This is a genomic window from Microcoleus sp. Pol11C2 (assembly GCF_036701505.1).
Taxonomy (GTDB): Bacteria; Cyanobacteriota; Cyanobacteriia; order Cyanobacteriales; family Microcoleaceae; genus Microcoleus.
The window spans coordinates 25,324-36,769 of sequence record NZ_JAUBQX010000063.1; the positions used below are offsets into that span (position 1 = coordinate 25,324).

The following is an 11,446-nucleotide window of genomic DNA, read 5'->3' on the forward strand; positions in this document are numbered from 1 at the left end:
GAATCAAATTGATTCAACATCCCCAGGATGGGGATCGGCGCGTCTAGAGCTAGCCAACTTTATTTACTTTATCTGTTTTTGCTAGCAAAAGTGTCACCATGCTAGCAGTTTTGGCAGAATTATTTATAGTTAAGAACTGTTACAAATTTGGCTCGATTTCCACAATACGGTAGAGTTTAGTGCTAACGCTACTTTCCTGAACTCAAAAAGTTCAGGATTGTCTCCAACGCCTTGCCTTCCTAGGTTTTACACTCCCCGATTGGGAAGCGATCGCTCCGGGAACATTCCTCTTCGATCGCCCCTCTTAACACCCGGACAGCGCCACCTCACCCTATTGATTTAGATCGTCTCGTAGACTTGGCTGTGAACTATAACTTCAGGCATACGTGTTGTTACCGGGGCTACAATAAGCGACCAAGTTTTTATTCTTGTTTCTCAAGGAAATATTTTTTGGATTTTCTTGCAAAGCCCTTATTTGTGTTAATTAAGGCAGCTTTGTGATCTCCGGGCAAACGAAGACTCGCAGCTTGAAAATCCAGATATTTTGTGCTGTGTGGCGGTGCACCTGTTTTCTGAATTCGTGGGGTGTGATCGCTCCTCCGCGAGAATTGCCAGTAACGGCTCATTTTGTATAATTCATAACAGATGGATACCTGCTAATTTGTTTAAAACAGCACAAGTTTAAACAGTCCTCCAGCCGTTGATCGCTCCTAATAGCCCACAAAGAGAGATAAAAAAAATCAACTCTGCATACCCAACTTTTAAGGCGATTTTGCCTTGGTCATTTGCCTTATATAGGAATTCACTATAGCCAAATTCGCTTGTCACTTAAGTTAAAATGAACTATAGATTAAGCTGATAAGCCTACAAAATAAAATACGAAAATCAACTTGTTTAATTAGTTTTTAAATTAAATAATTTAGGGGTATTTATATTTTCCTAAACTAAGTTGCACCAATATTTATTGTTGAGAAACCACTCATTTTTGACGGTGCGAGTGGTGATTTATGGAACTTTAGAGGGGAATTTAAAATATTAATTAACAGGGGTTGCACAATTTGAGGCATTGTGGGGAGTAGGGTTAGGCGTCCCGCCTGCTTTGAAAATACACGCCTTCGGACTCATGGGCTCATCACAAAAAAAATTAAAATCCTCCCGCTATTATGCAACCCCCATTAACCAGCTCATACGATATCTTTCACTATACAAAACAAACCGACCAGGCAGCATATAAAATCCCCTCCCGCAGAAGCTGGGAGGGGAAATGGTGAATAAAATTATTGGTTTGAAATTATCGATATGTAGGTCTCTTTTTGCAGTATCAAGAGGTATCGCTCAAGCTCACGACCGATGTTGGTCAGTCGCTAAGATAATTTCCCGGTGGGAAACCGAGAAATTATCAACTAAATCAACCTTTTTTCGGGCGTTGCAGCTTAGTTTTCCAATTGGCGATCTCCTTCTGAGCAGGCTGATAACTCTTAGTACCCGACGGCACCAGCGAAGCAGCTTCAACTGCCTCTTTCAGCTTTCCTTGAGAGCCGCGCAACTGAGCAATTTTGAGAATACTTTCGCTCCACTGTCCAATTAACTGTTGAGCTTCTTCATACTTCGGCTGACCGGGTTCAATTTTATTAGCTTGCTGGATGCCTTTACTGTAAGAAGAGGCAACCCCCCGCTTAATTTGACCCTTAGCAGCCGATAGCAAAGCAGCATTTACATCCTGGTCTTTGGATAGCTCCTCCCACTGAGCGATCGCCTGTTTCGACTGATTGTAAACAGGCTGATTGACATCCGGCATCAATTTAGCCGCGCCGATCGCCCCCTGGAAATCCCCCCGAGCAGCCCGCCCGTTAGCTATATCCAAAATTGTCAAACTCCAGCGCTCAATATCCTGCTGAGCCTGCGGGTAAAGCGGATCGCTAGCGGGAATCGTTCTCGCCTTAACCACTGCTTTATTAAAACTAGAAGCCGAACCATCCTTGAGGAAAGTTTTTGCCTCAGCCCACACCTGCTGGCTCGATGGTGGCTGCTTGGTTCCAGTCCCTGCTTGCACCGCCCGCGGTTGGTTCTGCGCCCCCCCAGTACCAGTAAATTTTTGAGATCCAGAGTTTTGGGCATTTTCAGCAGGCGATCGAGGATCTCCTTCCTGCTGACCAATAAAAATTGATTTGTTCGTCACAAAAACACCCAACAGCAGCACCAAAGCCGTAGCTGAACTCCACAAAATTAGCTGCTGCAAAAATGACTTATCCGACCCCCCGTTATGCTCATCCTCCGGCTTTTGCAAGTTCGGTCGATCGCCTCCCCCATCAGCAGCGGCCACAGAATTTGGCTGCGACACAGGTGGCTTCTCAACAGGCGAATCCTGAGCGTTGCGAACTGCCGGAGGCAGATCCATTCGAGCCGTAGCCGTCGCTATTTGCGGGCGATCGAACCCATCAGCCGTACCAACAGTCATATTGCCGTTGCGTCCGGCCAACGCAGCAGTTGGTACCCCTGAAGCATCCGGCAAAATCACCAAATTAGCCTTTCCCGGAGGATTCACCACCATCAAAGGTTCTTGTTTCGGACGCAAATGGTGGTCACACAGCTCCGGCAGTCGATCGCTCAAAAAACGGTCTAAACCCTTAATGGTCATGCACTGTCCCGATCGCAGCCCCTCCAAAAGCGCCGTCGTAAAAAACCCCTGACGCAAAGCCGAAGTTTCCCGCGAAACTTGATTCGGGCGGCAAGAAAGCACCGTTGGGATTTCCAGTTCCCGCGCCAGATCGACCGTTTGAGAGCCGATCATTTCCCCAGCTTTCACAATCTGGCTGCGGTTCATATCAACCAGCACCAACACCGTTTCCGTAGGAGCGTTTTTGAGAGTATTCAACAGCAACTCTACCGGAATCCCCGTACCCTGAATGTCAGCCGGATTGCCGTCAACCGGCATCAAATAATCCTTACCTTCATAGCTGACACCGTAGCCGCTAAAAAAACACCAGAGTAAATCTCCCTGTTGCACGTGTTCCGCGCACAGGGTTTGGGTCAATCTCAGAATATTTTCCCGATTTGGATATGTAGATTGACCCCACAGCGACGGCGAGCTATCGGTCATCAGCAGACATCCATCCGGCGCAAAACCCGCCTCCTCAGTCAAAAAACCGTACAGGGCCTCTGCATCCTCTTGGGCATAACTCAAAGGCTGGAGTAACTGATATTGATTGATGCCTATTGCAATACAAGCGTGATTTTTCATCCCCATATGCCCTATATATATAGTGGACAGCTTGCACAAAACGATAACACATACCCGTTTAAGGTTATACCCACTTTCACCAGCACCCAGAGAGCAGTTGTCCGAAGGCAGAACTCCCAACAAGCCCCTAAATTTAGCATCCTAGAATTTTTAATTTTTATATTGCAGTAAAAAATTCTAGGCTGTGCCTGCCTTTAGAAAAATAAAGTTAAATTGGATACACAGGCCCGTTTATTTGACTTTAATTTTCACCAAACTACACCAACAAGGAATAACCCGCCAATGGTCTCTACCGCCAAAAAAGAAATCTCCCCCCACAGCGAATCGCTACTGAAGAAAAATCATCCTAAAACTCACAGCCACTATAGGTTTCAGGATTTTTTTGCCTTCGATCGCCAGATGGGTACAATTGACGACTGGAATCAGTCGCGCAACATTTTTACCAGCGAAGACTTCATTATCGGTTTGGTGGAGGGGCTCGAAGAAGAAGTCGGCCCCGCGTCCTCTGTCATCATGTATACTATTGGTTGCCAGTGGGGACTCCAAGATTCCGAATTTTTTCAAAAATGGTTTAGTGCCGAATACAGCCAGAACATTCGCCAGTCAAATCTCATGTTTCTGCTAGAAACTTGGTGGTGGCCTTTCACGGCTCAAGGTTGGGGTCGCTGGGAAGTGGACATGAGCGATCGCAAACACGGCTGCATTTTCATCAACCTCTTTGACTCAGCAGTTGCTCGCACATTGGGAGACGTAGGCAAACCGGTTTGTCACCTATACGCTGGTTTGTTCGCCGGTTTTTTCGGATCTCTAGTCAAAAAGCCTCTGAGCTGCATAGAACTCCAATGTTACTCAATGGGAGAAACCTATTGCAAGTTCCTGCTTGGTAACCCAGATAAAATTGATGCAGCAGCATTCTGGCTCAACGAAGGTGCCAACGCCCGCGATATTCAAAATCGACTGCAACACGGTGAAATATTGCGGTAAACAACCTGGAAAGGCACATCCCCTGCCCTGCCTTTCCTCCCACCAATTTCGCGATCGAAAGTGCGATGGTGGATTTCTCCAGGCAGGAAGAAAGATGAAAAGTCAAACTTCATGGTTGGACCAATCTGTCCAAGAATTCTTTGGTCACTATAATTGGCTGGGAAAATCTTTAGAAACCCCAAATGGCTCGACCCCCGGTCAACTTCTGAGTTTAACCCAGCCAGTAGCAGACTTTTTTCAAGCTATTTCTTGGGAAGGAATTCCGGAAGTAGGTGCCCTACCCCTACCGCCACCCTTGCCAGTAATTTCTATTTCTGAACAAGCCGAAGTCACCATTGATGACCTATTCGACCTGTTTTAATCTGTGTAGGCAATAAAAAATGAAAAATAGGGCCATCCCTCATCCCTTTTCCCTGACCCCTCTTTCCTCATCCTTCAAAATCCATTAGTTAAACCCGTTAAATCCCGTACATTGCTTGTTGCCGAACTTCCTTCCTTTTATCAATTACCGATTACCACTTAATTAAAATCATGCACCCTGAGATTGAGGCGCTGCTGGATCAGGCAGAAAACCGCTTTTTAAAAGGCGAAGAACTCATAGCTTTTAAGCGTCAAGCTGTAACCCTTGTCCAGCGCTTAAAAATTTACGAATTTTTGCGAGAGAAGGAAGCAAGCATCTTCCAACCAGTAGCCAACAAGCTACAAGAAACGTTCCCCGACGAAAAACAAGAAACCTTAGAACGATCGCTCAAACACTGGGTGTTAGTCTTGCGGTACTGCGCTATGGCTATGCTGCTGAACGATCAAAATTTTCTAGAACAGCGCCTTGTAGACTGGCTTTCCGGCATAGTCGCAGCCCACCAAACTCAAAAAATCGAAGCAACTGTTTGCAATCTGCTGCAAACTCGTTTAAAAGAATTGCTTTCCGAGCAAGCCCGGGCTATATTGCAACCATTTTTTGACCAAGCACAGTCAATTATTATTGACCAAGGTAATAAATAATCAGCTTTCTTCCCAATTTCTAATTCCCGATTCCCAAATACAAATTTCCGATGATTAATATTGCCGACTTACTCAAACAGCCCCGACTCCCTGGAAACTACTTTGCCAGCGATGCCTACGTCCGAGGCGACCTCGAACTCGGCCTCCTCGAAAACCGCCGGGGCGATCGGCTCTTAGCACTCCCCGAAACACTGATTCAAGCCATTTATATCGGCTTAGAACAAGAAACAGGTCAAGCCTCCCGCCTCGTGCTTTTCAACTGCGGTCGCTGGTGGGGTAAAAACTTCTACGTGCGTTTTTGCGAAGAAGTCAGCGAATACTACGGTCAGCCAGTTTCTGAAATGGAAATGGTAGAATTTCTTCAGTCCTTACAGCAGTGTTGGAAAACTCATGGATGGGGAACATTTGAGTTTGACCCCAGCTATTCCGAACATGGATTTTTAATAGTAAAAATTGCTAACTCTCTTTTTGCTCAAACAGCTCCCAAGTCTAAGCGACCAGCCTGTTTTTTAGAAGCAGGTATTTTAAGTTCGTTCTTTAGTCAGCTTACGGGTCGAGAACTTCACTGCCTGCAAACATCCTGCGAATCATTGGGTTCGGACTGCAACCGCTTTATTTTAGGGCTGCGCGATCGCCTCCAACCTGCAGATTCTATGGTCGAAGAAGGAAAAGACCATGAAGCTATTCTCAGTCAACTTTTCCAGAAAAATTGACTTAGTTGACAGCTATTACTTTGTTAATAGCTGTCCAATCATTTTTTTTGTAGCCATGTTATCCCCCGTCTCATCAAAACTGTGAGTTAAATTATAAAAAAGCTCCTAAGTCAAAAAATCAGGTTTTAGCAATTTAAAAAAAACCTGATTATAACTAGCAGCTATAAAATTCATAACTTACTCTAGAAATTCATAAAATTTAAAAGCAATCAAAACCTCAAACATTTTGCTAGAACTTAATGGACGCCAATGAACTTCTAACTCGATATGCAGCCGGCGAAAGAGATTTTAGACTGGCAAATCTGCGCGGCATTGTGTTGAGTCCGATCGATTTATACCGTTCCAGCGATGCCCCAACTCTAATTTTGGCAAACCTCAACCAACACCAGCAACGACCCTACTTAATCGGTGCTAACCTCAGCGGGGCAGACCTCACCAAAGCCCATCTGAGCCGAGCCAATCTCAGCAAAGCTGACCTCAGCGGAGCCAATCTCACCGGCGCCAACCTCATGGCAGCCAGTCTGAGTGGAGCCAATCTCCTCGAAGCCAATCTCACCGGCGCCAACCTAGCCGGATCTCATCTGAATTGGGCAAACCTGACCGGAGCAATTCTTCCCAATGCTAATCTCATAGGTGCAGATATGAGCGCCGCTAACCTCACCAAAGCCGTTCTCACTGAGGCAAATCTCAGTAAAGCTTATTTGATTAAAGCCAATCTCAACGGGGCCAACTTCAAAGATGCTTACTTAAGTCTAGCGAGTTTGAAAGAGGCAGACTTGACCGAAGCACAGCTCACCGGAGCCGAATTATCCAAAGCCAACCTAGCCGGAGCCAACTTAACCCGTGCTAACCTCAGCAAAGCCAACCTGTTGAAAGCTAATCTCAGACGAGCTAACCTCACTCAAGCCTATTTAAACGGCGCGTGCTTGATCGGATCAGACCTTAGCGAAGCTTGCTTGGATAGAGCCAATTTGTGCAAAGCAGACCTCAGCAAAACCTATCTGAGAAACATTACTTTGAATGGCAGCCACTTAAGCGGTATTAACCTCAGCGGGGCAGACCTCAGCGGTGTAGACTTGAGCCGCAAACTTTTAACTGGAATTAATATGGCAGAGGCATTGTTGAACGAAGCCAACTTGAGCGGTGCTTATCTGATGGAAGCTAACTTGAGCCGGGCCAACCTCAGCAAAGCCAACTTGAGTCTAGCCTACCTGCTCAATGCCGACCTTTCTAATTCTTGCCTGCATGAAATTAACTTGAGCAAAGCTAACCTGAGTAAAGCCAACTTGCAGAAAGCTGACTTGACAGGAGCAAACCTCCGGGGAGCCATTCTCACTGAGGCGGATTTAACAGGAGCGAAGTTGATTGGAGCCACTCTTCCTAACGGCACAGTTTATCGGCGTTAACTTCTCAATCCCCTTGATTATTTGCCTAGTAAAGTGCGGTTGATGTCCAGAATCGGAAAAAATAGGTTCCTTTCTTCCACCGTGAGATATTGTTTTAGAACCTTTTTCATAACATCGTAGGTTACGGTCGCACTATTTCTAACTTGAACAGCGCCTAAAATAGTTTGCAACCAAAGTAGTAGCCGATCGCGCAACCGTTCAGTATCATTAATCAACAGTGCTGCCGCTGAATGCCTCAACACCCGCACAATATCTCCACGGCACTTTTCAGTCATATCGTTAGCCCCGCGCCGAAATAAACTAGGGTCTAGAGACAGCATTTGTGCTTCCACTTGCCGCATAATGTCTGTTTCAGAGGCTTGAATTTTTTTATAAGCACTCATCCGGTGATTCAAAGACTGAAAGTAGTCTTTCAAAAATTGGAGTTCTTCTGCACTGGCGTAGCGTCCGTCTGTTTCCGTGCTCAAACGCGCAAGTTGGCTCAACATACATTTTTCTCTACTACTAAAATACAAAGATATCAGTTTTAAGCTTCTTTAGTCCGAACTAAATACTGTCCTACTTGAAAGCGCGTTTCATTAAGCTGTGTAACGATAGAACGAGTAATTAACTTTCCCGATTCTACAACTACTTGACCCGTAATTGGGTGTAATAAATCTTGCTGGGCCCGGCGGCCTATCAGAGCTTCGACATTTTCAATAGCATTAATGTACATCCCCGCAGGCAACTGTACAACCACACCCTCGCCCATAATTTGAGCCTGACAAGCAAGTCGCGAATTGGCTCTAGCCGTAGTAATGACTTCCAACGTCCTTCTCTCGCGGCGGTTCATGTCCGACAAGCCTTCCATGCCTTCTTTAATGTAAACATGGCAGGTAGCGCACATTCCCCGCCCCCCGCATTCCTTGAGAACGTCTAAGTCTTTGGAAAGTAAGGCAGATAGGATATTTGATCGGGTTTCGACTGCTATTTCCTCCGCAATTGGATCTAGTTTAATAATTTTAACCATATTGATGTTTGCTCCTGTCAAGTTCAGTATTTAGCAAGTTACGATCAACTTATTTAAAGCGCAAAAAAATTTGGCTAACACTCAAAAAGGTTAAGATGCCTTGACGACAGCATCGGCTTCTGGCTCTCTAACCCCTAGGGGATAACCGCACTTCTGTTTTCGTCATATCACTGTACCCTCGCCCCGATTCCCCAGCTTAGCCTTGAAAAGCTAAAACCTTAGATACTTTCTGCATGGCATTGAAAAAACTGTAATAGTCGCGATCGACTAAAATAGCAGCCACAGGTAGTTCCAGATCTGGCACCCGCATCCGGCAAGATTTATAGTCCCGAAACTCAAGGATTTTAATAGGTGCGACTGTGCGATCGCTCTCAAGGAGGCTGAGAATGAACCTGAGATAACATAGGCTGTACCTGGCGAGCGATTCAAAAATTTGAATTTTTGTCAGAATTATTTACATATTTTAATACTAGCTCAAGCTTTTTCTATAATTAGACCGATGCAACATTCTAAGTACCGCATTTTAGGGCTAGTCGGACAAGGACAATTTGGTCGAGTCTTTTGTGCCAGCGTTCGAGAAGCTCCCGCCCAGGACTCCCGCCTCACCAGCCAACTGGTTGCTCTCAAAGAACTTAGTCATCAGAAAGCCCCAACTAGCGAATTCTTGCGAGAGCTGTGGTTTCTGATCACCTTGCAGCACCCCAATATTGTTACCTGCCGAGCTCTAGAACACACAGCTACAGGCAGGTACTTGGTGATGGACTACTGCGAGGGAGGAACCCTCCGCAACCTGCTCAAACAAGAGCGCCCCTTGCGTCTGCTCGAAGGTTTACAGCTAGTCATGGAAGTTTTAGCCGGCTTAGACTACGCCCACCGCCGAGGCGTAGTTCACTGCGACATCAAACCCGAAAATATCCTCCTAACTTTAGGAGCAAAAGGTTGGTCGCCCCGGCTTTCTGACTTTGGCATCGCGCGTCGGCTGCCAGAAATTGGTACCACTCGCCTCCACCAAGAACTTTCTCCCGACGCTACCGTAGGTTCCCCCGCTTACATGGCCCCTGAGCGGTTTTACGGTCTTTTTTCCCCGATGTCAGATATATATGCAGTAGGCATTCTGCTGTTTGAATTGCTAATGGGCTACCGCCCTTTCGGGGGAACCCCCGGAGACTTGAGGTGGGCGCACCTGAATCAACGCTTGCAATTTCCCGACGCCATCCCCGAACCTTTGCAAGCAATAGTCAAAAAATCTTTAGAAAAGCTGCCAGCCCGCCGCTTTGCCAGTGCTTCGCAAATGGCTCAAGCTCTGCGACTGATCATGTACGACCCCGCTGTCAGACAATTGGGCGACTGCATTATTCCCTGGGAAAATCCCACAACCAGTGGTGATAAAAGTCTGAAGTCGGAAAGTGACTCTTTGCTGGAAGTTGAAGAGGAAAAAGCATCACAGTCGGCTATTAATTTACTTGGGACTGTGCGCTATTCGCTTTCGCAGCCAAAGCCACTGATACTTCCTGCACAGTTGACCGCTTTAATTGCCACTGAAACGTATCTCTATGCTGCTGTAGGTACAGAGGTGAAGGTTTTGTCTCAGCCGGGAAAACAGCTATTTACAGGAGAAATGTCTATTTCTATTTCATTAATGCCGGAAATCGTGCGCGGCATTTTACCTGTTTCCAACGGCTGTTTCGTTCTCACTCCGCAAAAACTTTACTGGCTTAATGATCGCTCTTGGGAACCTCAGTGCCTGCTGGATATGGGTTTAAGGCAAGGCCCAGATGCTTTAAAAGCTGCTATTGACTCTCACGGTAACTGGTTGACAGTAGCGGTTCCCGGCGAACTGCGTTTTTATTCTTTAGCGGGAAACAGCACTGCGGCTGATCGGGAAAAAGCCCTGAAGCTGATCGCGACTGTGCCGTTACCAGAACACTATTTACCAGAATTAATTTTTTTGGATCGGCGACACGTCTTAGCAGTTTGGCCGGACAACGAACCAAAAAATCCCCAAACTATTTTTAGAGTTTATACTCGCCGCGGCACGCCGGTGGGTTCTGTGCGGTTGTCTGCCAGCGTCGGACAGATCCTATTGACACCTGAGCCTTATACTTTGCTCGGAATTCCCCAAGGTGGTAAAGCGGCGGTGCTGTTGATGAAATTGTGGCCGCTCAAGGTAGCGCGAATTCCTCTTGAAACTTTGCCCGTGTCTGCTTGTGTAGCTAATTGGGGATGGGTGTTGGCAGATGTTGGGGGGCAGATAGAAGTGGTAAACAGTCAAGGGATTCAAGTAGGAAGTTTTAGCAGCCCTGCCTCACCCCGGGCGATAGCTCCTTGGGGGAATAGAGGTTTGGTGATTGCTGTCAATACTGAGGAAGAGAGTCACTTGCACTTTTTAGATGTAGATGTTGAGGATACCAACTCGCGCTCGCTTATCAAAGGCTGATAACTGCGGTAAATGAATGAGTTTGGGGGTGTAATTCAGGAGAGTGTATTTGCGGGCGATCGATTCCTGGGAGTTTGATCAGGGTTAAAGTACCGTGTCGTGTCAACTTCTGGATTTGGAATCAGAGGAATTGTTAAGGGCGATCTGCTCAATTTGAGACCCAAACGTCCCTCAGTAAAGTCCAAGAAATGCAGACACCATATATATATGACTCATGCACCAGCCTGCTTCTGTCGTCCTAACCCCATGATGCAGCCTCACACCTTACACTCTAACCTTGCCTTAGCTCTAGTCCCAGTAAGCCCCATCATCATATTGAACCACTGAATTTTTCTAGCCCTGGGTGGGAGAGAGTCTGCCCCAAAGCCGTATTTTGGCCCAAAAAAAGACCCCATAGTTAAAAGAGGAGTCAGCCAGCGGAGGTCGGAGCGGTGAAGGACAGCCGAAACCATTGGTATGTATAGGTTCAAGAAAAAGTCAAAAATATTTTTGCAAAACGCTTGACAACTCTGGGGAGAGTTGATACATTAATAAAGCGCCAGAAGAGAGGCGGTTCAAACAACCGCGAACTAAAGGCAAAAAACTGAACCTAGAAAAAAGAATAGTTTGAAAGCTTAAAGCACTATTAACCTCGTCAAAAAAATCAAGATAGAG

9 protein-coding genes are annotated in these 11,446 nt (G+C 46.3%); 6 read left to right on the forward strand and 3 right to left on the reverse strand.

Annotated elements, in window-relative coordinates; translation table 11 throughout:
- Positions 1 to 1,408 precede the first annotated feature (1,408 nt).
- Positions 1,409 to 3,241, reverse strand: coding sequence for a peptidase C14 (locus tag QUA42_RS24490; protein WP_333140856.1), 1,833 nt, complete (start codon positions 3,239 to 3,241; stop codon positions 1,409 to 1,411).
- A gap of 282 nt (positions 3,242 to 3,523) precedes the next feature.
- Between QUA42_RS24490 and QUA42_RS24495 the strand changes: the two genes are divergently transcribed.
- The 5 genes from QUA42_RS24495 (at position 3,524) to QUA42_RS24515 (ending at position 7,346) form a co-directional block, all read left to right on the forward strand.
- On the forward strand, positions 3,524 to 4,225 hold the full coding sequence (locus QUA42_RS24495) for a V4R domain-containing protein (RefSeq protein ID WP_333140858.1): 702 nt from the start codon (positions 3,524 to 3,526) through the stop codon (positions 4,223 to 4,225).
- A 94-nt stretch (positions 4,226 to 4,319) separates the two neighbouring features.
- Positions 4,320 to 4,586: a hypothetical protein gene (locus tag QUA42_RS24500; RefSeq protein ID WP_333042386.1), complete on the forward strand. Its 267-nt coding sequence runs from the start codon at positions 4,320 to 4,322 to the stop codon at positions 4,584 to 4,586.
- A gap of 170 nt (positions 4,587 to 4,756) precedes the next feature.
- Positions 4,757 to 5,227: a phycobilisome protein gene (locus QUA42_RS24505; protein ID WP_333140860.1), complete on the forward strand. Its 471-nt coding sequence runs from the start codon at positions 4,757 to 4,759 to the stop codon at positions 5,225 to 5,227.
- A 50-nt stretch (positions 5,228 to 5,277) separates the two neighbouring features.
- A complete protein-coding gene (locus tag QUA42_RS24510; RefSeq protein ID WP_333140862.1) occupies positions 5,278 to 5,940 on the forward strand; it encodes a V4R domain-containing protein in 663 nt (220 codons plus the stop codon).
- Positions 5,941 to 6,179: 239 nt separating this feature from the next.
- Entirely contained in the window at positions 6,180 to 7,346 is a 1,167-nt protein-coding gene (locus QUA42_RS24515) for a pentapeptide repeat-containing protein (protein WP_333140864.1), read from the forward strand.
- A gap of 17 nt (positions 7,347 to 7,363) precedes the next feature.
- On the opposite strand, the gene QUA42_RS24520 is transcribed toward QUA42_RS24515, so the two are convergent.
- Both QUA42_RS24520 and QUA42_RS24525 read right to left on the reverse strand, forming a co-directional pair.
- On the reverse strand, positions 7,364 to 7,834 hold the full coding sequence (locus QUA42_RS24520) for a phycobilisome protein (protein WP_333042380.1): 471 nt from the start codon (positions 7,832 to 7,834) through the stop codon (positions 7,364 to 7,366).
- 38 nt (positions 7,835 to 7,872) lie between these two features.
- Positions 7,873 to 8,355, reverse strand: coding sequence for a 2Fe-2S iron-sulfur cluster-binding protein (locus QUA42_RS24525; RefSeq protein WP_333042379.1), 483 nt, complete (start codon positions 8,353 to 8,355; stop codon positions 7,873 to 7,875).
- Between the two features lie 499 nt (positions 8,356 to 8,854).
- Between QUA42_RS24525 and QUA42_RS24530 the strand changes: the two genes are divergently transcribed.
- Positions 8,855 to 10,792 (forward strand): serine/threonine-protein kinase, encoded by a 1,938-nt coding sequence (locus QUA42_RS24530; RefSeq protein WP_333140866.1) that lies wholly within the window; start codon positions 8,855 to 8,857, stop codon positions 10,790 to 10,792.
- The last annotated feature ends 654 nt before the right edge of the window (positions 10,793 to 11,446 follow it).

Bases quoted from the DNA above. Each gene is read 5' to 3' on its own strand.
- QUA42_RS24490 (WP_333140856.1), bottom strand. From the start codon at position 3,241: ATGAAAAATCACGCTTGTATTGCAATAGGCATCAATCAATATCAGTTA.
- QUA42_RS24495 (WP_333140858.1), top strand. From the start codon at position 3,524: ATGGTCTCTACCGCCAAAAAAGAAATCTCCCCCCACAGCGAATCGCTA.
- QUA42_RS24500 (WP_333042386.1), top strand. From the start codon at position 4,320: ATGAAAAGTCAAACTTCATGGTTGGACCAATCTGTCCAAGAATTCTTT.
- QUA42_RS24505 (WP_333140860.1), top strand. From the start codon at position 4,757: ATGCACCCTGAGATTGAGGCGCTGCTGGATCAGGCAGAAAACCGCTTT.
- QUA42_RS24510 (WP_333140862.1), top strand. From the start codon at position 5,278: ATGATTAATATTGCCGACTTACTCAAACAGCCCCGACTCCCTGGAAAC.
- QUA42_RS24515 (WP_333140864.1), top strand. From the start codon at position 6,180: ATGGACGCCAATGAACTTCTAACTCGATATGCAGCCGGCGAAAGAGAT.
- QUA42_RS24520 (WP_333042380.1), bottom strand. From the start codon at position 7,834: ATGTTGAGCCAACTTGCGCGTTTGAGCACGGAAACAGACGGACGCTAC.
- QUA42_RS24525 (WP_333042379.1), bottom strand. From the start codon at position 8,355: ATGGTTAAAATTATTAAACTAGATCCAATTGCGGAGGAAATAGCAGTC.
- QUA42_RS24530 (WP_333140866.1), top strand. From the start codon at position 8,855: ATGCAACATTCTAAGTACCGCATTTTAGGGCTAGTCGGACAAGGACAA.